Origin of the sequence: Aliiglaciecola sp. LCG003, assembly GCF_030316135.1 — a bacterium.
GTDB lineage: Bacteria > Pseudomonadota > Gammaproteobacteria > Enterobacterales > Alteromonadaceae > Aliiglaciecola.
Genome location: NZ_CP128185.1, coordinates 3,710,885 through 3,732,560 on the forward strand (window position 1 = coordinate 3,710,885; position 21,676 = coordinate 3,732,560).

General features: G+C 43.2%; 26 protein-coding genes. 16 read left to right on the top strand and 10 right to left on the bottom strand.

Going from position 1 to position 21,676, the window contains the following annotated elements; genetic code table 11:
- Positions 1 to 250: 250 nt before the first annotated feature.
- Positions 251 to 1,231, top strand: coding sequence for a transposase (locus QR722_RS16125; RefSeq protein ID WP_286283966.1), 981 nt, complete (start codon positions 251 to 253; stop codon positions 1,229 to 1,231).
- Between the two features lie 359 nt (positions 1,232 to 1,590).
- Here the strand turns inward: QR722_RS16125 and QR722_RS16130 are convergent, their stop codons facing one another.
- Both QR722_RS16130 and zapE read right to left on the bottom strand, forming a co-directional pair.
- The gene (locus QR722_RS16130; RefSeq protein WP_286283967.1) at positions 1,591 to 2,322 is read right to left on the bottom strand and encodes a YebC/PmpR family DNA-binding transcriptional regulator; all 732 of its coding nucleotides are present in this window, start codon (positions 2,320 to 2,322) and stop codon (positions 1,591 to 1,593) included.
- Positions 2,323 to 2,387: 65 nt separating this feature from the next.
- Positions 2,388 to 3,488, bottom strand: a complete 1,101-nt coding sequence (gene zapE / locus QR722_RS16135) for a cell division protein ZapE (RefSeq protein WP_502872439.1) — start codon at positions 3,486 to 3,488, stop codon at positions 2,388 to 2,390.
- A gap of 113 nt (positions 3,489 to 3,601) precedes the next feature.
- Here zapE and QR722_RS16140 point away from each other — a divergent pair, with 113 nt between their 5' ends.
- The 3 genes from QR722_RS16140 to QR722_RS16150 all read left to right on the top strand — a co-directional run bounded on the left by QR722_RS16140 (position 3,602) and on the right by QR722_RS16150 (position 6,674).
- Positions 3,602 to 4,039: a ZapG family protein gene (locus tag QR722_RS16140; protein ID WP_286283968.1), complete on the top strand. Its 438-nt coding sequence runs from the start codon at positions 3,602 to 3,604 to the stop codon at positions 4,037 to 4,039.
- An 83-nt stretch (positions 4,040 to 4,122) separates the two neighbouring features.
- Positions 4,123 to 5,487 carry a DegQ family serine endoprotease gene (locus QR722_RS16145; RefSeq protein ID WP_286283969.1) on the top strand — a complete coding sequence of 455 codons (1,365 nt, stop codon included), beginning with the start codon at positions 4,123 to 4,125 and terminating at the stop codon, positions 5,485 to 5,487.
- A 191-nt stretch (positions 5,488 to 5,678) separates the two neighbouring features.
- Complete coding sequence (locus QR722_RS16150; protein ID WP_286283970.1) at positions 5,679 to 6,674, top strand: trypsin-like peptidase domain-containing protein; 996 nt, start codon at positions 5,679 to 5,681, stop codon at positions 6,672 to 6,674.
- A gap of 83 nt (positions 6,675 to 6,757) precedes the next feature.
- On the opposite strand, the gene QR722_RS16155 is transcribed toward QR722_RS16150, so the two are convergent.
- The 8 genes from QR722_RS16155 to mlaF form a co-directional block, all read right to left on the bottom strand.
- The gene (locus QR722_RS16155) at positions 6,758 to 7,249 is read right to left on the bottom strand and encodes a hypothetical protein (RefSeq protein ID WP_286283971.1); all 492 of its coding nucleotides are present in this window, start codon (positions 7,247 to 7,249) and stop codon (positions 6,758 to 6,760) included.
- A gap of 255 nt (positions 7,250 to 7,504) precedes the next feature.
- A complete protein-coding gene (gene murA, locus QR722_RS16160; protein WP_286283972.1) occupies positions 7,505 to 8,764 on the bottom strand; it encodes a UDP-N-acetylglucosamine 1-carboxyvinyltransferase in 1,260 nt (419 codons plus the stop codon).
- Between the two features lie 11 nt (positions 8,765 to 8,775).
- Positions 8,776 to 9,033, bottom strand: a complete 258-nt coding sequence (locus tag QR722_RS16165) for a BolA family protein (RefSeq protein WP_286283973.1) — start codon at positions 9,031 to 9,033, stop codon at positions 8,776 to 8,778.
- 30 nt (positions 9,034 to 9,063) lie between these two features.
- Positions 9,064 to 9,378, bottom strand: coding sequence for an STAS domain-containing protein (locus tag QR722_RS16170; RefSeq protein ID WP_286283974.1), 315 nt, complete (start codon positions 9,376 to 9,378; stop codon positions 9,064 to 9,066).
- Positions 9,379 to 10,038 (bottom strand): MlaC/ttg2D family ABC transporter substrate-binding protein, encoded by a 660-nt coding sequence (locus tag QR722_RS16175; protein ID WP_286283975.1) that lies wholly within the window; start codon positions 10,036 to 10,038, stop codon positions 9,379 to 9,381.
- Between the two features lie 27 nt (positions 10,039 to 10,065).
- The gene (gene mlaD, locus QR722_RS16180) at positions 10,066 to 10,536 is read right to left on the bottom strand and encodes an outer membrane lipid asymmetry maintenance protein MlaD (protein ID WP_286283976.1); all 471 of its coding nucleotides are present in this window, start codon (positions 10,534 to 10,536) and stop codon (positions 10,066 to 10,068) included.
- 10 nt (positions 10,537 to 10,546) lie between these two features.
- Positions 10,547 to 11,323, bottom strand: a complete 777-nt coding sequence (mlaE, locus tag QR722_RS16185) for a lipid asymmetry maintenance ABC transporter permease subunit MlaE (protein ID WP_286283977.1) — start codon at positions 11,321 to 11,323, stop codon at positions 10,547 to 10,549.
- Positions 11,323 to 12,120, bottom strand: a complete 798-nt coding sequence (gene mlaF, locus QR722_RS16190) for a phospholipid ABC transporter ATP-binding protein MlaF (RefSeq protein ID WP_286283978.1) — start codon at positions 12,118 to 12,120, stop codon at positions 11,323 to 11,325. Before mlaF ends, mlaE begins: the two co-directional genes overlap by 1 nt.
- A 272-nt stretch (positions 12,121 to 12,392) precedes the next feature.
- Here mlaF and QR722_RS16195 point away from each other — a divergent pair, with 272 nt between their 5' ends.
- The 12 genes from QR722_RS16195 to mgtE all read left to right on the top strand — a co-directional run bounded on the left by QR722_RS16195 (position 12,393) and on the right by mgtE (position 21,608).
- The gene (locus QR722_RS16195; RefSeq protein ID WP_286283979.1) at positions 12,393 to 13,349 is read left to right on the top strand and encodes a calcium/sodium antiporter; all 957 of its coding nucleotides are present in this window, start codon (positions 12,393 to 12,395) and stop codon (positions 13,347 to 13,349) included.
- Positions 13,350 to 13,366: 17 nt separating this feature from the next.
- Positions 13,367 to 14,335: a KpsF/GutQ family sugar-phosphate isomerase gene (locus QR722_RS16200; protein WP_286283980.1), complete on the top strand. Its 969-nt coding sequence runs from the start codon at positions 13,367 to 13,369 to the stop codon at positions 14,333 to 14,335.
- Complete coding sequence (gene kdsC / locus QR722_RS16205) at positions 14,335 to 14,889, top strand: 3-deoxy-manno-octulosonate-8-phosphatase KdsC (RefSeq protein WP_286283981.1); 555 nt, start codon at positions 14,335 to 14,337, stop codon at positions 14,887 to 14,889. Before QR722_RS16200 ends, kdsC begins: the two co-directional genes overlap by 1 nt.
- Positions 14,886 to 15,446, top strand: a complete 561-nt coding sequence (gene lptC / locus QR722_RS16210; protein ID WP_286283983.1) for an LPS export ABC transporter periplasmic protein LptC — start codon at positions 14,886 to 14,888, stop codon at positions 15,444 to 15,446. Before kdsC ends, lptC begins: the two co-directional genes overlap by 4 nt.
- Positions 15,433 to 15,978: a lipopolysaccharide transport periplasmic protein LptA gene (gene lptA / locus QR722_RS16215; RefSeq protein WP_502872482.1), complete on the top strand. Its 546-nt coding sequence runs from the start codon at positions 15,433 to 15,435 to the stop codon at positions 15,976 to 15,978. The genes lptC and lptA overlap by 14 nt, the downstream gene beginning before the upstream one ends.
- Positions 15,978 to 16,703: an LPS export ABC transporter ATP-binding protein gene (gene lptB, locus QR722_RS16220; RefSeq protein ID WP_286283986.1), complete on the top strand. Its 726-nt coding sequence runs from the start codon at positions 15,978 to 15,980 to the stop codon at positions 16,701 to 16,703. The genes lptA and lptB overlap by 1 nt, the downstream gene beginning before the upstream one ends.
- A 62-nt stretch (positions 16,704 to 16,765) precedes the next feature.
- The gene (locus QR722_RS16225) at positions 16,766 to 18,241 is read left to right on the top strand and encodes an RNA polymerase factor sigma-54 (RefSeq protein ID WP_286283987.1); all 1,476 of its coding nucleotides are present in this window, start codon (positions 16,766 to 16,768) and stop codon (positions 18,239 to 18,241) included.
- 26 nt (positions 18,242 to 18,267) lie between these two features.
- Positions 18,268 to 18,555, top strand: coding sequence for a ribosome hibernation promoting factor (hpf, locus tag QR722_RS16230; protein ID WP_286283988.1), 288 nt, complete (start codon positions 18,268 to 18,270; stop codon positions 18,553 to 18,555).
- Positions 18,556 to 18,573: 18 nt separating this feature from the next.
- Positions 18,574 to 19,020 (top strand): PTS IIA-like nitrogen regulatory protein PtsN, encoded by a 447-nt coding sequence (gene ptsN / locus QR722_RS16235; RefSeq protein ID WP_286283989.1) that lies wholly within the window; start codon positions 18,574 to 18,576, stop codon positions 19,018 to 19,020.
- Positions 19,017 to 19,862, top strand: a complete 846-nt coding sequence (gene rapZ / locus QR722_RS16240; protein WP_286283990.1) for an RNase adapter RapZ — start codon at positions 19,017 to 19,019, stop codon at positions 19,860 to 19,862. The genes ptsN and rapZ overlap by 4 nt, the downstream gene beginning before the upstream one ends.
- Before the next feature lie 17 nt (positions 19,863 to 19,879).
- Entirely contained in the window at positions 19,880 to 20,134 is a 255-nt protein-coding gene (locus QR722_RS16245) for an HPr family phosphocarrier protein (RefSeq protein ID WP_286283991.1), read from the top strand.
- Between the two features lie 115 nt (positions 20,135 to 20,249).
- Positions 20,250 to 21,608: a magnesium transporter gene (mgtE, locus tag QR722_RS16250; RefSeq protein WP_286283992.1), complete on the top strand. Its 1,359-nt coding sequence runs from the start codon at positions 20,250 to 20,252 to the stop codon at positions 21,606 to 21,608.
- Positions 21,609 to 21,676 lie beyond the last annotated feature (68 nt).

Below are 21,676 nucleotides of genomic sequence, written 5' to 3' on the forward strand. Positions count from 1 at the left end.
CACCCGAAGAAATCGGACGAAAATTTAACCTATAGCAAAGTTTAAATCCCAATTTCTCCATTTAATTATTCTTATTATATTCTTATCAAGATATTCTTATCAAGACACCTATTCCTATATTCTTATCAATTATTCTTATCAAGACACCCATTCCTAGACTATTCTTATCAAGACACCCATTCCTAGACTGTTAAAGTTTCAATCTTCGACTAGGCTTTAAGGACGTTAATCAACCATGGATGGATGATGTATGCCTCAAGCTCGAAAAAATCAAATCAGCTTAATCGATACCCCTTATTATCATTGTGTTTCCCGCTGTGTACGGCGTTCTTTTTTGTGTGGCGAAGATGAGTACACGGGACAAAGTTATGAACATCGCCGGGACTGGGTAGAATCTCGTTTGTTATTTTTAGGTTCGGTATTTGCCATTGATATCGCGGCCTATGCGGTGATGAGTAATCATACCCATGTGGTGCTGTGTGTGGATAAAGACCTTGCGGGCAGTTGGTCTGATAAAGAGGTGCTTACCCGCTGGCATCGATTACACAAGGGTACGTTTCTCACACAAAAGTATTTACGCGGTGATGCACTAAGTCATTGCGAGCAACTGACAGTGGATGAAACCGTTGAGGTTGTCCGTCATCGCTTATACGACATCAGTTGGTTTATGCGTGAATTAAATGAACACATTGCTCGTGAAGCCAATGCAGAAGATGGCTGCACGGGCAGGTTTTGGGAAGGAAGATTCAAAAGCCAGGCCTTGCTAGATGAAAGCGCGGTGCTAGCCTGTATGGCCTATGTGGATTTAAACCCAATTCGCTCCAAAATGGAAAGTACGCCAGAAACCTCCAAGCATACTAGTGTGTTTCAACGTATTCACGCCCTCAAAGAAGGCAAACAACCTGCTTCTCTGATGTGTTTTGTAGGTAATTATCGACAAAATATGCCCAAAGGTATCGCCTTCAGCTTGATTGATTATTGTGTACTAGTTGATAGCACTGGCAGAAGTCTTCGAGACGACAAAGCCGGATATATTGACCATAGCCAGAGCGACATTCTTCAACGACTAAACATCAATACAGAGCAATGGCTGGCACTCACCACTGAATTCGAAAAGCACTTTGCCACCGCGGTGGGCAGTGAGCATATGCTTCAGCAGTTCAAGCGTCACACAAAACATCAACGCATAAGAGGCATGGGTAAGGCAAAAATATTGTTCAAACACGCATAACAACATCAAATCATCAAGTCTCTGCATGCCACAATAAGCGGGTAATTTCGGCTGCTTAGGATTTGGTAAATCGACCGACTTATCAAATGAATAACCGATATCGTATTCAAAATCTGCAGTTAGGCATTATTTTACCTACCCAGAACTAAGACACTTTGACAATCAAACATTGCATAAAGGGTCTTCATTAAATCATTTATAAAAATGGATGTCTTATTTGGGGTGTTGAATAAACATGGGTGTCTCATTTGGGGAGGGAGAGACAAACATGAGAAGGCCCACACCGAAGTGGGCCTTATTCGTCTGCTAAAAGTCTATTTACTTTTAAAGCATCTATGCAGCATTAGACAGCTTATGGATTACGCTTCTTCACGCTGGACTTCAGCGTTGTGATACACATCCTGAACGTCATCACAATCGTTGAGCATATCAATAAATTTATCGAACACCTCTACATCATCACCGGTCACGTCGGTATGCATTTGCGGAATAAAGGTGATCTCGTCAACATCAAATTCTATTTCGCCCATAGCATCGGTGAGCGCAGTTTTAGCTTTGAAATATTCGGTGTGAGGAACGAAAACCGTAATCACGCCTTCTTCATTCTCAATATCCGCTACATCCACATCAGCTTCCATTAATAATTCTAACGCAGCGTCTTCGTCATCACCTTTAAATGCCAGAACGGCTTGATGATCAAACATATGCGCAACTGCGCCTGGAGCACCAATCTTAGAATTAGTTTTAGTAAAGCAATTGCGGACTTCGGTGATAGTACGATTATTATTGTCCGTCAAACAATCCACGATCACCATGCAATTGCCAGGACCAAATCCTTCGTAGCGTGCAACTGAGAAGTCTTCACCTGCACCGCCCTCGGCTTTCTCAATTGCTTTATCAATTACGTGACCAGGCACCTGATCTTTTTTGGCTTTTTCGATTAAACGGCGAAGAGAAAGGTTTGCATGGGGATCCGTGCCGCCGTTCTTCGCTACTACGTAGATTTCTTTACCGTATTTGGAATAAACTTTGGTTTTTTGACCCGCTGTTTTCGCCATCGCAAGTTTGCGAACTTCAAACTTTCTTCCCATTATGAATTGCTCTTTTTTAATTGGGTTAATATTTCTGTCGGTGAATTCTACCCAGACAGCTAGGCCTAGGGCAAATGTTGTGTCGCTAAATACTCATGTGATTGCATTTCTTTTAGCCGACTCAAGCATCGGTTGAATTCAAAATTAAGCTGTCCGCTAGTATATAAGGCTTCCATCGGTACCGCTGCTGAAATGATTAATTTCACATTTCGCTCATAAAATTCATCCACCATAGCAATGAATCGCCGAGCGATATCATCTATTTCACGGCCCATCTGTTCTACGTTGGCCAATAGAACCGTATGATAGCATCGACTTAGCTCCATATAGTCAGTTTGACTTCGAGGGCCGTCACATAGCGCTCTAAATTCCAACATGATAACCCCATCGGCATCTTGGATAGACGGGATTTTGCGGCCTTCGATTTCAATCTGACGATTGCTATTGCCCACTTCTGGGGCCAGCTGAGTAAAATACCGCGACAAATTCTCGGTCGCCTTTGTATCCAACGGATAATGGTAAATCTCCGCCTGTTCTAACGTCCGTAAGCGATAGTCCACGCCTGAATCCACATTTACCACTCGACAATTTTGGTTAATTAATTCTATAGCGGGTAAAAAGCGTGCTCGTTGTAGCCCATTTCGATACAGCTCATCCGGAATTATATTAGAAGTCGCGACTAAGCAGATACCTCTGGCAAACAATTCTTGCATTAACGTGCCAAGGATCATGGCATCGGTAATGTCTGAGACAAAGAATTCGTCAAAACAAATCACTTTAGTTTGTTTAGCGAAATTGTCTGCCACAATTTTTAATGGATCACTTTCACCCCCAAGGGTTTTTAGTTCCTGATGTACTTTGTGCATAAAACGATGAAAGTGAATGCGCATTTTGCGCTCAAAAGGTAAACACTCATAGAATGTATCCACTAAATAAGTTTTACCTCGTCCCACACCTCCCCAAAAGTAGAGCCCTTGAATACTGGGTTTACTCATTCCCATTCCAAACTTGCTGGCCAGATGCACTCGCCACGTAAGCTTTTTACGAGGTTGGGTTAATTCATCATATAAGCGTTGAAGTTCCTTAACTGCGTTTTCTTGAGCAGCGTCGAATAGAAACTCTGGATCGGTTAAATCGTTTTGATATTTTTGCCAAGGCGTAATCATGTATATCCGCTAATATTAAATTGTTAAAAATCGTCTTGAATGAAAAATAAATGGCCGCATAGTTTGCTAAGCGAGTATGATTAAGTAAAGCATTTGTAGAATCTGGAGACATTATGGACTGGTTAGTAGGGCTATTGCTATTAGTAGTGGGTATGATTATTGGATTTTTTGCTGCCAAGTTCCTTTTGGAGCGAAAATATGCAGAACAAGCCGAAAAAGCTAGTGACAGCACCTTGAAAGAAATGATGGCGCAGCACGCAGCTGATCATCTTAGTCAATCTCGTGAAATAGTGGCGACATTGCAATCTCAGTGTGAAGATCTGAATGAGCAACTGGACGCCTATGAAAATGTGCTTAATGCAAGCCAAATGGATGACAGCAAGGATAATTTAACCTTCTTTGGTGAACACGCGACCTTGTTCATTCGTCATCAACAAGCGAAGCAAAAGCGCAAAACCGAAACGGCGGAATTTCAACCAAAAGATTTTTCAACTGAAAGCTCTGGGCTGTTTACTGACGCAAAAAATAAGCAAGTCGTCGACAATAAATAATTAAATCTGAACTTTGGCCACCATTGTTAGGTCATTTGACTGACTATTTTATCAAGTAGCATTACTTTGGAGACAAAATTACGATGAAAAAAGCTGTGAATCGTTTGTTACTTACCACTGGCATCATTGTCAGTACCTTGTCATTTACTATGAACGCAAATGCTGCGTTACCATTCTTCTCTTCTGATAAAGAAGAAATTCCATCATTAGCGCCGATGCTGCAAGAAGCGACTCCGGCGATAGTGAGCATCTCGGTTGAAGGTACCCAGGTATCGCGACAGAGAGTGCCAGAGATGTTTCGTCATTTCTTTGGTGGTCAGAATGAACAAGTGCAAGAGCGACCCTTTAAAGGTTTAGGATCCGGCGTCATTATCGATGCCGAAAAAGGCTATGTAGTAACGAATAATCATGTTGTCGACAACGCCGATGAAATCACCGTTATGTTGACTGACGGGCGCGAATTAAAAGCAAAAAAACTCGGTGCCGATGAACAAAGCGATATTGCTCTGTTACAAATAGACTCAGAAAAACTGAAAGCTCTGCCTTTAGCTAATTCTGATAAATTACGCGTGGGTGATTTTGTGGTGGCTATCGGAAATCCATTTGGCTTAAGCCAAACGGTAACGTCAGGCATCGTTAGTGCCCTTGGCCGTTCGGGTTTGAATATTGGCGGATATGAAGATTTCATTCAGACCGATGCAGCGATTAACCGCGGTAACTCTGGTGGCGCTTTAGTTAATTTACGTGGTGAGTTAGTCGGTATCAACACCGCTATTTTCGGACCAAATGGCGGTAATGTGGGTATCGGTTTCGCTATTCCCAGTAATATGATGAAAAGTCTCGTTGACCAAATCATTGAATTTGGTGAAGTCCGTCGTGGGCTGCTCGGGATTCTCGGCCAAGACGTAGATGCGGGTTTGTCTGAAGCAATGAATCTAGAAGTAAATAAAGGCGCCTTCGTCAGCGAGGTGAGTCCGGATTCAGCTGCCGACAAAGGTGGAATTGAGTCTGGTGATATTATCACTCACATAAACGGCAGAATCGTTGATAGCTTCCAAGAACTTCGAGCTAAAATTAGTAGTATGGGCGCGGGTGCGGAAGTAGAGCTTACATTACTACGCAAGGGTAAATCTAAAAAGGTCAAAGTGACCTTGGGAGATGCCGGTGCAGCGGTGGTTGCAGCCCGTGAAATACATCCTGCGTTGGAAGGGGCAACCTTAGCCGATGGCACAACCGAGCGAGGCAATAAAGGCGTTGAGATCAGTGAACTAGACGCCCGCTCACCAGCTGCCCGTTTTGGCTTGCAAGAGGGTGACATCATTGTTGGTGTGAATAGAAACCGCATCAACAATGTAGCCGAATTACGCCGACAGATGGAAGATGCTGAAGGTGTGATAGCGCTCAATGTGCAACGTGGGAAATCCTCTTTGTATCTGGTCATTCGCTAATTATTTTAGTACCGCCTAACTGCAATGCCGAGTTTATCAAAAACCCGGCATTGTAGATTCCTGGCTAGCACGCCTATCATCATGGCTTATTCAGTGTTATTCTTACTAATCAGTCATTTAACCTTGTTTAAACCGTGAAAATACCTTCCTGGCTACAGTTTATTGGCAAATCAGTCGCATTAGGATTGATTATGTCTGCATTAATCCTCGCACTTGTCCCAGAGCTTAGGAAAGGCAGCGGCCTGAGTTTGGACGTGTTTAGTCAAAATAACCACGCCCCTGAAAAGCTCAGTTATTATGATGCGATTAGTCGTTCCGCTCCTGCCGTAGTCAATATTTACAGTTCCAGTATCGATATTGTTAGACGCCGTCAAGTCAACCGAACCAGCTTAGGCTCTGGTGTGATCATGACTGAAAATGGCTACATTTTAACCTGCTGGCATGTGATAAAAAATGCAGAAATGACAGTGGTAGGTTTGCCTGATGGACGCCGACTTCCAGCTGAACTTGCCGGTTATGATGAACTGACAGATTTAGCAGTATTGAAAATCACCGCCGATAACCTGCAGGTTATTCCTCAATTAGAAGCCCCCGAAATCCGTGTAGGTGACGTAGTACTAGCGATCGGTAATCCCCTCAATATCGGACAGACTATTACCCAAGGCATTGTCAGCCGTTCTGGCCACACCGTTACCCAAAATTTTAGAGAATTTATTCAAACCGATGCAGTTTTACACGAAGGTAATTCTGGTGGTGCTTTGGTTGATAGTAATGGCTATTTAATTGGCATTAATAATGCAAACTTTAAAACCCTCGATAGCCAACGCAGAGTTGTTGATGTAAATGGCATTTTCTTTGCTGTGCCTTATTCTCTAGCACGAAGAGTCATGGATGAAATCATTGAAAGTGGCAGAGCGACTCATGGACAACTAGGCTTTACTGGTGGCATAGATCCCAATGTAACAGGAGTTGTGGTTACCAACGTTGTTGCCGGCGGCCCAGCTGATTTAGGCGGCTTGAAACAATTTGATATCATTCTTTCAATCAATCAGTTTGAGCTAGATACTCTTGATCAAACCTTCGATATGATTGCCAAAAGTAGCCCGGGAGAACAACTGGAATTATCTGTTTCCCGAGATGGTAAAGTTATCAGTATTCAAGTAGTGGTGGGCGAAGCTACACAGTAATGATGTTTTGCGAAAAGCAAGAGCCGCTAATTCTGCTGAGGACAGGTGATGTAACCAAGCAGATTAAATAGCAAGCTAAGCCGTCATAATCCCGATTTAAGCGTTCTTTTAGGACGTGATGTTACTTGTTCAGATTCGTTATCCTGCGCTTGTTGGGTGGCACTGACCTCTTCTTCTTTGGATTGCTCACTGTCATATTGTTCGACACCCTTGCCTACAATTGGAGCCTGATTCACTAAATCTAATTTAACAATATCTTCGATTCGAAACACCAACTCACCGGAGTTTTCTTCATCGCGATAGTCATAAATTAAATCATTAGCTCCCCAGTACTTCACATTCTCCAAAAGAATAAAACCCTGTTTGAGCTTATTATTGCTAATGAGCTTATAAGTCTGTGCGGATATCATCGCATAGTAATAATAGGATTCCGTACCATCGGTTTCTTCCTGCACATTAAACTGCGCAAACACCCAAACTTTATCCTCAGAAGCAGTGGCAGTTAATGCCGTTAGCTCATCATCAGCATTGCATCCGACTAAGGTTAATATAAGCAGCATGTATATGTATTTCATGGTATTCCCTTTCAGTACTATGTCCTGAAGGTTAGCCTAGCGAATCTGCTAATCGATTTCCAGATTTAATATGAATTCAAATCGCTGACTAAATAGAATCTTTCCAAAATGCGAGTTGTGATTGCCATCTCGACTTACAAAGCAAATTGATAACTACAATAATATGGAGGAGCCAGCAATCACGATTTACAAACAGATTGCTGGCAATAACAGAGACAATTGAACTGATTAGTTCGGAGGGCTGCAACTGACTTACTATTCCACTCTGCGAATATTAGCACCAAGATTAGTTAGCTTTTTCTCGATATTTTCGTAACCACGATCTAAGTGATAGATACGATCGACCACGGTTTCACCCTTAGCCACCAGCCCAGCAATGATAAGGCTCGCAGAGGCACGTAAGTCTGTAGCCATCACCTGTGCACCGTTTAACTGGTCAACACCGTTACAAACAGCACTGTTACCTTCTAGTGAAATATTAGCTCCCATTCGTTGCAGTTCAGGAACATGCATAAAACGATTTTCAAAAATATTTTCAGTTACAACGCCACTGCCCTGCGCGATACAATTCATAGCGACAAATTGCGCTTGCATATCAGTAGGGAAACCGGGATGAGGTGCGGTTTTTATACTGACGCTTTTTGGCCGCTTACTGTGCATATTCAAAGACACCCAATCCTCGCCGGTTTGAATATCTGCACCTGCTTGACTCAACTTGCTCAAGACCGCATCTAGGGTATCTGGTGCGGCATTCAGGCATTTTATATGACCGCCAGTTACCGCAGCAGCCACTAAGAAAGTCCCAGTTTCAATCCGATCAGGTAACACTCGATAATGGCAACCATGTAGGCGTTTTACACCTACAATTTTAATATTATCCGTGCCTGCTCCAGTGACCTTGGCCCCCATGCGATTGAGGCAATTAGCCAAATCGGTAATTTCAGGCTCTCTTGCCGCATTTTCTAATACAGTTTCGCCCTCCGCTAAAGCCGCAGCCATCATTAGATTTTCGGTGGCCCCTACGCTGACCATATCCATAAAGATATGTGCCCCCTTTAGTCGACCATCAACTTTGGCACGAACGTAGCCATTGTCCACGTCAATTTGAGCCCCCATCTGCTTCAAGCCATCTAGGTGCAAATTGACGGGTCTGGCGCCTATGGCACAGCCACCAGGCAAGGACACATTCGCCTGACCATATTTGGCGAGCAAAGGACCTAGCACTAAAATCGATGCGCGCATGGTTTTGACTAAATCATAAGACGCAGTGAAATTATCAATATTGCTCGGATCTAGCTCGAGTACCAAATTATCATGACGGGTAGCTTTGACACCGAGTTCGGCTAATAAGGCTATACTGGTTTTGATATCCCGCAAATGCGGGACATTGTCGAAATGGCAAGCTGAATCTGCCAAGATAGTCGACATCAAAATGGGTAACGCAGCGTTTTTAGCGCCTGATATCACCACTTCACCGTGCAGCGCAGGGCTAGTGTTTATAAGTAATTTTTGCATAAAATATAAGGCTACTGAGGCATGTTGAACATGCGTTCACGTTGCCATTGCTTTTCATTGAAGGTTTTAATAGAAATCGCGTGCATACTGCCATCCGCAATTTTATCTTTTAGTGGGCCGTAGATCATTTGTTGCTTTTTGACTCGACTCATATCATCGAATTGATCGCTAATGGCTATAATTTGAAAATGCGAGCCATCGCTAGTTACGTGTACTTCAGCCAATCCGAGTTGCTCTTTGAGCAAAATTTCTATTTCGTTAGTTTCCATCTGTCGTCTTTTTATAATGCTTGCATGAGTCTATTGTAACGGTAAAAGTGGATCAACGTTGCTTAATTTCGCCAAATTCACCAATCCTGTCGGCGCTTGGGTGATCGCTAAAGGCACTTCGGCTGCTTGGCAGTCTCTAACCAAATGCATCAGCCAAGCTAGTCCTGCGGTATCCACAGCTTCGACAGAACTTAGATTGACTGTCAGGCTTTGCTTGGCCTGAGCAGCAGATTGTATAATCTCAGCTTGCTCCGGCCAGCAATGCATCACCGTCTCACGGTTTAAATCGCCGCTCAGTTTGAATTGATTTTTCTGCACAAGTGAGACGGTCAATTTTGAAGACACTTAGTTCGCTCCTTCAGCCTTGTCCATGGTAATAGGTTTATTGATTTTATCTTTCATCAAATCTATTACAACTTCTATCCCTTGTTGGCGCAAGATAGACTCAAATTCACTTTGCTTGCTAGATAACATACTGATCCCTTCAGCAATCATATCGTAGGCTTTCCACTGATTGGTTTTTCTGTCTTTGCGTACTTTGAATGCAATTTTAATATCTGGGCGATTGGGATCTTTTACGATTGCTCTGACCGTAACATCTCGTTCATCTTCAAAGTCGCTGGTCGGTTCAAACACTACCGTTTGGTTGTCATAATAGCCCATCGCAACCGCGTAAGTGGTGACTAGATATTCACGAAACACCATAACGAACTCTTGCAACTGCTCTTTAGGTGCTTTGGTCACGTATTTGCCCAGCACTTTATAAGCCGAAAACTTATAATCTACATAAGGCAGCAATTCTTCTTTTACTATATTGCGCAGCACATCTGGATCCGCTTTTATCTTTGCTTGATCATTTTTAATTCGTTCAAAGGTAATCGTTGCCACATCTTGCACCATCGCATAGGGATCGTCTTTACTGATCTCCTTTGCAAAAGCAGTTGAAGCTGAAGTCGCTAATACTAGAACTAGCGCTGCTATTTTAACTAAAAATGGTTTATTCATAATAAGTCCTAACGGGTCCTGAGCAGCCTATTGGGTGCTATCACGACTAAATAAAAATTGTCCGATTAAATCTTCAAGTACCAAGGCTGATTTTGTATCTGCGATATAATCACCTTCGGCTAAATTTTCGATGTCGTCGATTGAAAAGCCCGGCTGAAAGCCAATATATTGCTCACCTAACAAACCTGAGGTCAAAATCGACACTGAACTTGTTTCTGGAAAGGCATTATATTGTTTCGAAATGCTTAAGGTTACTACCGGGGTAAAATCCTCTGGGTCCAACTGGATATCTTCAACTCGTCCTATGGTGACTCCGCCAACTTTCACTGATGAGCGCACCTTTAGACCGCCGATGTTGTCAAATTTGGCATACAAGTTATACGTATCGCCTTGTCCTACGGATCCTTGGCTGGCGACTTTTAACGCCAGCATTAATGTTGCAGCGATAGCCAGAGCAACAAACAATCCCACATATATTTCAATTTTCCTTGATGTCATGCCCCTATCCTCACTCTATTCCAAACATGATTGCTGTTAATACAAAATCTAAACCAAGCACAGCGAGCGACGAATACACTACTGTTTGGGTTGTAGCCGCACTGATACCTTCCGATGTAGGAACTGAATCATATCCTTTAAAAATTGCTATCCAGGTAATAACAAATGCAAATACGATACTTTTAATCACACCGTTCATCACATCCGCTTTCCATTCGACTGTGGATTGCATAATCGACCAATAGCTTCCACTGTCAACACCTAGCCACTCTACGCCAACAAGATGCCCGCCAATAATACCTACTGCACTGAATATCAGCCCCAACATAGGCATCGACAATATTCCAGCCCACAGACGCGGTGCCACAATACGCCGCAAAGGGTCAACCGCCATCATTTCCAAGCTACTAAGTTGCTCGGTTGCCTTCATCAGGCCTATTTCTGCGGTTAGTGCTGAACCAGCGCGACCGGCAAACAACAAAGCGGTCACCACCGGCCCCAATTCCCGCAGAATCGACAATGCCACCATAGGTCCGAGACTACCTTCCGCACCGTAATCAACTAATATGGTATAACCTTGCAGAGCCATTACCATACCAATGAACAAACCAGACACCACAATTATAGATAGTGACTGCACACCAACCACATACAGTTGTTTGATCGTCAAAGAAACATTTTTCAATTGCGGAACAGCGATAACTGCACCAATTAGCACGTTAGTTGCACGGCCATTAGCGGCAAATTTATCTAATGCCGAGCGCCCCAGATTTGCTAACCAATCCATTAATTTAATCCCATAAATTCATGTTCGAGGGAGTCTGCTGGAAAATGAAATGGCACTGGACCATCAGCTTCACCACGTAAAAATTGTTGGACGAGTGCTGAGTCGCTGTGACGAATTTCATCTGGTGTACCTGACCCAATGATTTTCTTTTCTGCCATTATATAAACGTAATCAGCAATGCTCATCACTTCTTTAACATCATGGGTCACAACCACACTGGTAAGATTCAATGCATTGTTCAGTTGTTTAATCAGCTTAACCAATACCCCCATAGAAATAGGGTCCTGACCGGCAAAAGGTTCATCGTACATAATCAATTCTGGGTCAAGGGCAATTGCGCGGGCTAATGCAGCTCGCCTCGCCATGCCACCAGACAACTCGCTGGGCATTAACTTCGCAGCTCCGCGTAAACCAACCGCTTGCAATTTTAACAACACTATTGTGTTGATTAAATCTTCGGATAATTTTGTGTGCTCACGTAATGGATAAGCGATGTTGTCAAATACACTCATTTCAGTGAACAAAGCACCACTTTGAAATAGCATACTCATCTGACGTCGCACCTTGAATAATCTATTACGTGACATCCCAGGTATGGATTCACCATGAAATTTGATATCTCCATGGGTTGGTCTCAATTGACCACCAATTAATCTCAACAAGGTCGTCTTACCAATTCCACTTGGTCCCATTATGGCGGTTGTTTTACCTTTTGGGATCTGCAAGGAAATATCGTCGTAAATAACGCGTTCTCCTCTTTTAAAGGTCAAACTCTCTATTTCAATCACATTTTTCACTAGAAACTCCGAGATGCCTTGGGTAGTAGACACGCTAATTACACTTTATGTTTCAACGAGCCGTCCGATTTGAGGCCATTTTACCCTTTTTCAAGGGTAAGTAACTAAAACTAAAGGTAACAAAATATAATAAAAAAAATCGTAAGAATTTGTAGCTTGATTTTGACAAAATTGATCACAATATTATGAATTAAATAATATTGAACAGCGCAATAGGAAATACCTGTGAATTTTGAGATAATCATACCATTGTTTTCCAAAGAATTGATGAAGTGATAACAGAAGTAGCTATTTTTATTGCCGGTTTGGCTGTACTTAGTTGGAGTGCTGACAGATTTGTATTTGGTGCCTCAGCACTGGCCAAAAATATCGGTGTATCTTCTATGGTAATTGGTTTGACCATAGTTGCCATGGGCTCGTCCGCACCAGAAATTGTAGTTTCAGCCACTGCATCACTGGCCAATAATCCAGATACCGCTGTGGGTAATGCCATAGGGTCTAATATTACCAACGTGGCTTTAGTCCTTGGACTAACCGCACTGCTCAAACCTCTAATTGTTTCATCAACTACTGTACGGCGTGAAATGCCGGTGCTATTGGCCGTGACCTTATTAGCCATGTATTTCTTGTCAGATAATTACCTGAGCTTCAATGAAGGTGTCATCCTAATCATATTATTTTTCGTCAGCATAGGAGGGTTAACCCTTATCTCTATGAATGTGGAAAAAGATGATCCACTGCAAGCAGAAACAGAAGACGAAATTCCCATTGGCGTACCTGCCTCTAAAGCTATTTTTTGGGTGATAATTGGACTGATTTTATTACCTGTCAGTGCGCACTTTATGGTCGGCTCAGCGGTAGAGATTGCTCGCTTCTTCGGTATGAGCGAGCTGGTAATAGGTTTGACAATAATAGCGCTGGGAACAAGTTTACCGGAGCTTGCAGCAAGTATAGCCGGGGTATTGAAAGGCGAAGATGATTTAGCCTTGGGTAACATCATAGGTTCGAATATTTTTAATTTGTTAGCCGTACTAGCCATGCCAGGGTTATTTGCCCCTGGTTTCATTGATGAAAACGTCGCTAGCCGAGATGTCTATGCGATGTTATTCATCACGAGTCTGATGATAGCCTTTAGTTTCAATCTTCGTGGCACCAGACGAATCAACCGATGGGAAGGTGTGGCACTAATATTGTGCTATTTCGCCTATTGCGCCTTTTTATTCTACTAAATTAAGTGAAACTAAGTATGTCTTCACCGTTTAGACTGTCAGCGATTAAGGTGCTTGAGATTGAATCTCAGGCTATTTTGCAGCTGCAACAATATATCGATAGCAGCTTTGACAAAGCCTGTGAATTACTGCTTAACTGCACCGGCAAAGTAGTCGTTTGTGGGATGGGGAAATCTGGACATATCGGCAAAAAGATAGCAGCTACGTTGGCTAGCACAGGTACACCGGCATTTTTCATGCATCCTGGCGAAGCTAACCATGGCGATTTGGGCATGATTAGTGAACGCGACATTTTACTGGCCATTTCTAATTCTGGTGAAACCGTTGAGTTGTTGAATCTGTTACCTGTCGTCAAGCGGCTTAAAATTCCAATTATTTCCATGACCAATAATAAACACAGCGCATTAGCTAAGTATTCTGATGCAGTGTTGTGTGTCAAAGTTGAACAAGAGGCCTGTTCGTTAGGATTAGCTCCTACCGCTAGCACCACCGCAACCTTAGCCATGGGGGATGCACTGGCGGTCGCCCTGCTGGATGCTAATGGATTTACTCCGGCGGACTTTGCCCTGTCTCATCCAGGTGGAAGTTTAGGTAGGCGGTTATTACTTACTATCGAAGATATTATGCATACTGGCAGTGAGCTTCCTCTAGTAAAAGAAGCACAGACCATTAGTAGCGCACTAATGGAAATATCCAGTAAAGGGCTAGGTATGACTGGCATCATTAATGATGAAGGTCTACTTAGGGGTATCTTCACTGATGGTGATTTACGCCGCATTTTGGACAATCGAATCGATATTCACTCGACGGCCGTCTCACAGGTCATGACCTCTAATAGTATAACCGGCCGAGCAGATATGCTTGCAGTTGAAGGATTGAATCTAATGGAAAAGCACAGAATAAGCGCACTGTTCGCAGTGGATGACAACAACTTACCTGTAGGTGCGCTAAATATGCACATGTTGCTCAAAGCTGGAGTGCTATAATGTCGACTATTGATACCCTGTATGGTCCGGTAAAGAACAACCTTATCCGTAAGCTGAGTAAAGTAAAACTACTGGTATGTGACGTGGATGGCGTGTTTTCTGATGGAAATATTTACATGGGTAACAGTGGGGAAGAGCTCAAAGCATTTAATACTTTAGATGGTTATGGTATCAAAGCGATGCTAAAAACCGGTGTAGAAGTGGCTATTGTCACCGGCCGAGAATCTGCCATAGTTGAGACTAGAATGTCCGCCTTAGGTGTATCCTTGATTGTACAAGGCGAAGAAAACAAAAAATCGGCCGTAAAAAAGATGATCAGCCACTTGGGAATTAAAAAAGAAAATGTAGCCTCCATTGGTGACGACGTTGGAGATATTGGCATGTTCCAAGAAAGCAATGTCGCTTTTAGCGTACCCAATGGCCACCCCTATGTTCGTCAACAAGCCGAGTATGTGACCCGTACCTATGGTGGCGCTGGGGCCGTGCGTGAAGTGTGCGATTTGATTTTGTTCGCCAATAATAAGTTAAATCATGTCTACGGAAGTAGCACATGAGTCGAATAACTATCAGTATCGGCCTATTATTTTTGTTGGTCTTATTGATTTATGTACCAAGCTGGATGAGCGCAGATCCACAAAACACCAATGAAACTAACGAAGAGTCTTGGCGACCTAACTATCAAGCACGTAACATGCGCAGTACTTTGTACAATGAGTTTGGTGAAATTAATCACCAAGTATTTGCCTTAAAGATGGAACATTATCAGTTATTAGGTTTCACACTCTTTAGTCAGCCACGTTACACCATATATGTGGCGGATCAACAAAACCCTTGGCATGTTGAGGCGACAGAAGGAACCTTGTACGACGACAACCGAATTCAATTGGAAACTGATGTTGAAATCCGCAGCTTGGACGAAAGTGGATTTATCCAAACCATCAAGACTCAATTTTTAGAAATTAATCTGGGAGACAAGACCATGATGTCAGATCAACCAGTACAAATTAACGGCAAAAATTTTGTTGTCATGAGCAATGGCTTTTCAGCAAACTTAGCCACACAAGAATATGAGTTAAAAGATCATGTCCAAACACAATATGCTCCGCGCTAGTGCACTAATATTTTTCATCGCCAGCAGCCAAGTTTCATTAGCTGACGAAAATGACTTTGAACTGCCCATAAAAGTCGATTCTCAATCTAATTTTTTTGATGGCAAAACCAAAACATCCATTTTTCGCAAAGATGTCAAAATCACTCAAGGTTCGTTGGAGATTTTAGCGGATGAAGTAGAAGTCATTGCCGGCCTAGGGGAAGGCAAAGAAATTTTCATCGCCAGAGGAGAGCCTGCCAAGTATACCCAGAAACTTGATGATGGAGGCTCCATAAGTGCCGCTGCGAATGAAATCAAATATGAAGTCAGTAGCAGAACCCTAACCCTTTCTGGAAATGCTGAGCTGAATCAGGATAGTAGTTTAGTTAAGGGTGAGTCGATTATCTTTAATATGGAACTGGAACAACTGGTAGCAGAGAGCAGCGACAACGGTGAAGGTGGAGTAACCGCGATTTTTCAGCCGGACAGTTTACGCAAAAAATCAGATGATAAAGAATCTGAGCAGCAACTTGAACAGGATAAAAAACCTTAATGGCTACCTTAAGAGCAACCAATCTAGCCAAAGCGTACAAATCTAGACAAGTAGTACGCGACGTTAGCTTAGAGGTGTCCACTGGACAAATTGTCGGTTTGTTGGGTCCCAATGGCGCGGGTAAAACCACTACATTCTATATGATAGTGGGCTTGGTGCCCTTGGATAAAGGCGAGATCATGATTGATCAGAAAGAACTGACCTTTCAGCCCATGCATATCAGAGCCCGCGAAGGTATAGGTTATTTACCTCAAGAGTCGTCCATCTTTCGCAAGCTTACTGTGTATCAAAATATTATGGCTATTTTGCAAACCCGCAAAGAGCTAAGCGCTACACAGCGAGAAGAACAAGCCGATTCTTTGTTAGATGAATTCAATATTAACCACATTCGAAACAGTTTAGGAATGAGCCTGTCTGGTGGCGAAAGACGACGAGTTGAAATTGCCAGGGCCTTGGCTGCATCCCCCGAGTTTATTCTGCTTGATGAACCTTTTGCTGGTGTTGATCCTATTTCGGTAAATGATATAAAAAAGATTATTCAACACTTGCGCGAGCGAGGTATTGGGGTGTTAATAACGGATCATAATGTTCGGGAAACTTTGGATGTCTGTGAAAAAGCCTATATAGTAAGTCATGGTGAACTGATCGCATCAGGCACCGCAGAAGAAGTATTAAATAATCAACAAGTGAGAGATGTATACCTTGGTGAGCAATTCAAGCTATAGTTAAGGTATCAAGAATTTAACCCACAGCTTTCTGGCTAACTGAGTAAGAACTTAAAAAATAAATGAAACCCTCGTTACAGTTAAAATTTAGCCAACAACTCACAATGACTCCGCAGCTTCAGCAGGCTATTCGATTGCTGCAACTGTCGACCCTTGATCTCCAACAGGAAATACAAGAGGCGCTTGAGTCTAATCCGTTATTGGAGATAGAAGAAGGCTCTGATGGCCCTAGCGGTGACGCTGCATTAGCTGAAAATAATGGTAACGAAGCGGACGAGATTATCTCTGCAAGTGCCGACACTATGGACACAAATGAGGCATTAGAGAAAAACGATTTACCTGACGAATTACCCATTGATAGTACTTGGGATGACTACATTAGCGCGTCTTCCGCTCCGGCTTCCATCAGCGGTGGTGGTGGTGATGATGACCAAATATTTCAAGGTGAAACCACAGACAACATCCAAGATCATTTGTTGTGGCAAATGCGCCTCACTCATTTTTCCGATTTAGATATCGCCATCGCTACCGCAATTATTGATTCAATTGATGAATCTGGCTATTTAACCATGAGCACCGAAGAGGTGTTAGCCAGTCTCGATGATGATGAAGTAGAGCTTGACGAAGTAGAATGCGTACTCAAGCGCATTCAAATGTTTGATCCCATAGGCTCAGGTTCTCGCTCCCCACAAGAATGCCTAATGATTCAGCTCAATCAATTTTCAGCGGACACACCTTGGTTAGCTGAGGCTAAATTATTAATTGGTGAGCATGCGGAACTTCTCGGCAGTAAAGATTATCGTACTCTTATGCGTAAGACGCGTTTGAAAGAAGAAGAGTTACGGGAAGCCATGCGCTTGTTGCAAACATTGAATCCACGTCCTGGAAGTGCATTACTTATTGGTGAGCCTGAATATGTTATTCCTGATGTAACGGTAATGAAAAAAAGTGGCAGATGGCAAGTCGAATTAAATCCAGACAGCTTGCCCAAGTTAAACGTGAATCAGCAATATGCAGCAATGAGCCGTAGTGCCAAAAATACCAGTGACAGCCAATTTATCCGTTCTCATATGCAAGAAGCCAAATGGTTTATTAAAAGCCTTGAAAGCCGAAATGATACCTTGTTAAAAGTGGCCAATTGTATCGTTCAACAGCAAATTGGATTTTTCGAGCACGGCCCGGAAATGATGAAACCTATGGTGTTAAATGACGTCGCGGAAATGGTCGACATGCATGAATCAACCATTTCAAGGGTAACTACGCAAAAGTATATGCATACACCCCGTGGGATTTTTGAATTAAAATACTTTTTCTCAAGCCACGTGGCGACTGACTCAGGTGGAGAATGTTCATCTACCGCCATACGCGCTCTGATTAAAAAGCTGGTAGCGTCTGAAATTACGACGAAACCATTAAGCGATAGCAAAATTGCTCAACTGTTGGCTGACCAAGGTATACAGGTTGCCCGACGGACCATAGCAAAATATCGGGAGTCTCTTTCGATCCCACCGTCTAATCAACGCAAGAGCCTGCTGTAGGCTCATCAACAGAAGGAAGACGCTTTATGCAAATTAACCTTACTGGCCATCATGTAGAAATTACAGATTCATTGCGAGACTATGTAGACACGAAATTTACTAAGTTAGAACGACATTTTGACCATATAAACAATGTTCATGTAATCCTAAATGTCGAGAAACTCAATCAAAAAGCCGAAGCAACCGTTCACATGACAGGAGGCGAAGTTTTCGCCACTTCTGAGCATAACGACATGTATGCGGCTATTGATAGTTTGATTGACAAGCTTGATCGACAGGTGATCAAGCATAAGGAAAAAGTTAAGCGCCATTAACCTAAAATTTGAATCTTAATGGAAATTAGAGACATACTTACTCCTGACTGCACAAGCTGTGCAGTTCAGGGGACGAGCAAAAAGCGTATATTAGAAATCATCAGTCAACTCGCAGCCCAAAAGCTGCCCGACATTGATCAAACCGATATACTTACGAGCCTGTTAAGTCGTGAAAAACTTGGTAGCACTGGAATTGGTAATGGCATTGCGTTACCCCATGGCCGTTTGCAAGGCATTGATAAGGTTTTGGCCATATTAATAACCTGTAAACCCGCTATAGCCTTTGATGCTATAGATAATTGTCCGGTTGACATTTTCTTCGCCATTTTGGTTCCTGAAGAACAAGCCCAAGGGCATTTGCAAACCTTGGCAACCATAGCAACTAGACTCAGTGATAAGGAAGTCCTTAAAGTACTCCGAAAATGCGAGACTGATGGGCAATTGTATGAGGCAATCATTGGATGAAATTGATCATCATAAGTGGCCGTTCTGGCTCAGGTAAGTCTATCGCTCTGCGGGCCTTAGAAGATTTAGGTTATTACTGTGTTGATAATATTCCGGTCAACTTACTACCCACCCTTACTCACACAGTGGTGGACGAATACGATCAGGTGGCAGTCAGTATCGATGTACGGAATTTACCTAAGATCCCGGGGGAATTAGTAGAGATACTTGACTACTTACCCTCCACTTGGGATATGACCATTGTCTATCTAGATGCCAGCGACGATATGCTGATAAAACGATTCAGCGAAACCCGTCGTCTGCACCCTCTTTCACGCCAGAACAAATCTTTGTCTGATGCAATTCAAGCCGAAGGACAGCTATTAGCGCCTATCGCTGAGCGAGCCGATTTATACCTGGATACTGATAAATTATCGGTACATCAACTAGCTGAATTAGTTCGTGAACGTATCTTAGGTAAAAAGAGCTCAAGATTAGTATTGGTATTTGAATCATTTGGCTTTAAGTACGGGATCCCTAAAGACGCCGACTATGTGTTTGATGCCCGCTTCTTACCCAACCCACACTGGGAGCCGGATTTAAAACATCTTACGGGCCTTGATGCTGCGGTTGAAATATTTCTTGGCTCTCAACCTATAGTGACTAAATTTATTTGGCAAATCCAAAACTTAATCTCCACATGGCTGCCCCACCTAGAACGTAACAATCGCAGTTATGTGACAGTAGCTATCGGGTGCACTGGGGGTCAACATCGTTCGGTATTTGTGGCCGAATCCTTAGCCAAGACCTTTGGGGCGTCCCATCCAGATGTTCAGATCCGTCACCGAGAATTAAACCGTTGATCCGTTGTGAAAGGAAAATGGTTATCGTCAACAAACTCGGCCTTCACGCCCGAGCAGCGACTCAACTGGTTAAACTCGCCACCCAATTTGATGCCGAAGTCACCTTGCAACAAGGTAAAAAAAGCACTTCCGCTGTCAGTGTGCTTGGATTGATGATGTTAGAAAGTTATCAGGGCCGCGAGGTTACTGTGATCAGCGAAGGGCCAGATGCAGAAATTGCTATGGAAGCCATTGAAAAGTTGATTGTCGAAAAATTCAACGAACAAGAATAAGCTCATCCTGCAAAAATATAAACAAACGATGCAGAAGCTAATATAATTGCTGACCTGACTCCCTTACTCCACTAAACTATTAATAAGTTTAATCTTTTCATCAAGCTGTAGGTTCATGGCAGAAGCCCTAGAAGTTAAGCACGCCCAACGACAGCTCAAGGCAATTAATCAAGCCTTGAGTAGTGGCCGTTTTGTGCATGTGCACAAAGTGCTTCACGATATGCCTGCTAGTGATATAGCCCTACTGCTTGAATCAACTCCGACCAAATCTAGGTACGAGTTGTGGCAGATGCTTGACCCTGATTTTTACGGTGATGTTCTCGAAGAACTGTCAGAGGATGTCCGTAATGGCATTATCGGTCAAATGGTGCCAGAAAAAGTGGTCGATGCCCTTGAAGATATGGACATCGATGATTTGGCCGAAACCCTCAGCAGCCTGCCACAATCGGTCAGTAATGATGTGCTGCAGTCCATGGACGAGCAAGATCGTTTGCGCGCAGTAAAAGCCCTATCTTATGGAGAGGATACTGCCGGCTTTATTATGAATACCGACACCATCACCCTGCGTGCTGATGTCACTATCGAAGTAATACTAAGATATCTGCGCTTGCGAGGTGAAATACCAGAAAGTACCGATACCTTTTATGTGGTCAGTCGCAATGACACCTTAATCGGTACAGTCGCGGTAACCAAACTGCTTACTGCGTTACCCGAGCTGTCGATTAGCGATTTAATGGATGAAGAGCCAGAAGCTATCCCGATAGACATGCCTGAGAAAGATGTAGCCAAATTATTTGCTCGCTATAATTGGTTGTCTGCACCAGTTGTAGATGAAAACCACCAGCTTTTAGGTCGAATTACCATTGATGATGTTGTCGATATCATTCGTGAAGACGCTGAGCACTCAATGATGAGTATGGCCGGTTTGGACGATGAAGAAGATACCTTTGCGCCGGTGTTACAAAGTACCCAAAGGCGTTCGGTGTGGCTGGCGGTCAATTTGGTGACAGCCTTACTCGCGGCTGCAGTCAGTGATTTATTTGAAGCAACACTGAGTCAATTAGCGGTCCTTGCAATCCTCAATACCATAGTGCCCAGTATGGGCGGGGTCGCAGGCAACCAAACCTTGACTCTGGTTATCCGCGGTATGGCACTGGGTCATGTTAGCGCCGGAAACTCCAAGTTTTTGATCACTAAAGAACTGGCTATCGGCTTCTTCAACGGTATGATTTGGGCGGTGCTCATTGCCACCGTGATAGCGCTATGGAAACAAGATTGGATGCTTGGCGGGGTGATAGCCTTTGCGATGATGATCAATATGGTAGCCGCAGGCCTCGCTGGCGCAACCTTACCTTTGGTGATGAAACGTCTGAAAATTGATCCTGCATTGGCCGGAAGCGTAATCCTCACGACCATTACCGATGTGGTGGGGATATTCGCATTTTTAGGTACAGCTACTCTATTTTTAATGTGACCTATAGCAAATAGATAAGGGACTAGCACATTTCAAGCTTAAAAATCATCAGCTTAACAACGCTTGCC

Coding starts and splice junctions, on each gene's coding strand:
- murA (WP_286283972.1), bottom strand. CDS start 8,764: ATGCAAAAATTACTTATAAACACTAGCCCTGCGCTGCACGGTGAAGTG.
- QR722_RS16125 (WP_286283966.1), top strand. CDS start 251: ATGCCTCAAGCTCGAAAAAATCAAATCAGCTTAATCGATACCCCTTAT.
- mgtE (WP_286283992.1), top strand. CDS start 20,250: ATGGCAGAAGCCCTAGAAGTTAAGCACGCCCAACGACAGCTCAAGGCA.
- QR722_RS16200 (WP_286283980.1), top strand. CDS start 13,367: ATGTCTTCACCGTTTAGACTGTCAGCGATTAAGGTGCTTGAGATTGAA.
- mlaD (WP_286283976.1), bottom strand. CDS start 10,536: ATGACATCAAGGAAAATTGAAATATATGTGGGATTGTTTGTTGCTCTG.
- QR722_RS16155 (WP_286283971.1), bottom strand. CDS start 7,249: ATGAAATACATATACATGCTGCTTATATTAACCTTAGTCGGATGCAAT.
- lptA (WP_502872482.1), top strand. CDS start 15,433: ATGCTCCGCGCTAGTGCACTAATATTTTTCATCGCCAGCAGCCAAGTT.
- QR722_RS16130 (WP_286283967.1), bottom strand. CDS start 2,322: ATGGGAAGAAAGTTTGAAGTTCGCAAACTTGCGATGGCGAAAACAGCG.
- hpf (WP_286283988.1), top strand. CDS start 18,268: ATGCAAATTAACCTTACTGGCCATCATGTAGAAATTACAGATTCATTG.
- QR722_RS16175 (WP_286283975.1), bottom strand. CDS start 10,038: ATGAATAAACCATTTTTAGTTAAAATAGCAGCGCTAGTTCTAGTATTA.
- lptB (WP_286283986.1), top strand. CDS start 15,978: ATGGCTACCTTAAGAGCAACCAATCTAGCCAAAGCGTACAAATCTAGA.
- QR722_RS16140 (WP_286283968.1), top strand. CDS start 3,602: ATGGACTGGTTAGTAGGGCTATTGCTATTAGTAGTGGGTATGATTATT.
- rapZ (WP_286283990.1), top strand. CDS start 19,017: ATGAAATTGATCATCATAAGTGGCCGTTCTGGCTCAGGTAAGTCTATC.
- ptsN (WP_286283989.1), top strand. CDS start 18,574: ATGGAAATTAGAGACATACTTACTCCTGACTGCACAAGCTGTGCAGTT.
- lptC (WP_286283983.1), top strand. CDS start 14,886: ATGAGTCGAATAACTATCAGTATCGGCCTATTATTTTTGTTGGTCTTA.
- kdsC (WP_286283981.1), top strand. CDS start 14,335: ATGTCGACTATTGATACCCTGTATGGTCCGGTAAAGAACAACCTTATC.
- zapE (WP_502872439.1), bottom strand. CDS start 3,488: ATGATTACGCCTTGGCAAAAATATCAAAACGATTTAACCGATCCAGAG.
- QR722_RS16150 (WP_286283970.1), top strand. CDS start 5,679: ATGTCTGCATTAATCCTCGCACTTGTCCCAGAGCTTAGGAAAGGCAGC.
- QR722_RS16165 (WP_286283973.1), bottom strand. CDS start 9,033: ATGGAAACTAACGAAATAGAAATTTTGCTCAAAGAGCAACTCGGATTG.
- QR722_RS16225 (WP_286283987.1), top strand. CDS start 16,766: ATGAAACCCTCGTTACAGTTAAAATTTAGCCAACAACTCACAATGACT.
- QR722_RS16245 (WP_286283991.1), top strand. CDS start 19,880: ATGGTTATCGTCAACAAACTCGGCCTTCACGCCCGAGCAGCGACTCAA.
- QR722_RS16145 (WP_286283969.1), top strand. CDS start 4,123: ATGAAAAAAGCTGTGAATCGTTTGTTACTTACCACTGGCATCATTGTC.
- mlaE (WP_286283977.1), bottom strand. CDS start 11,323: ATGGATTGGTTAGCAAATCTGGGGCGCTCGGCATTAGATAAATTTGCC.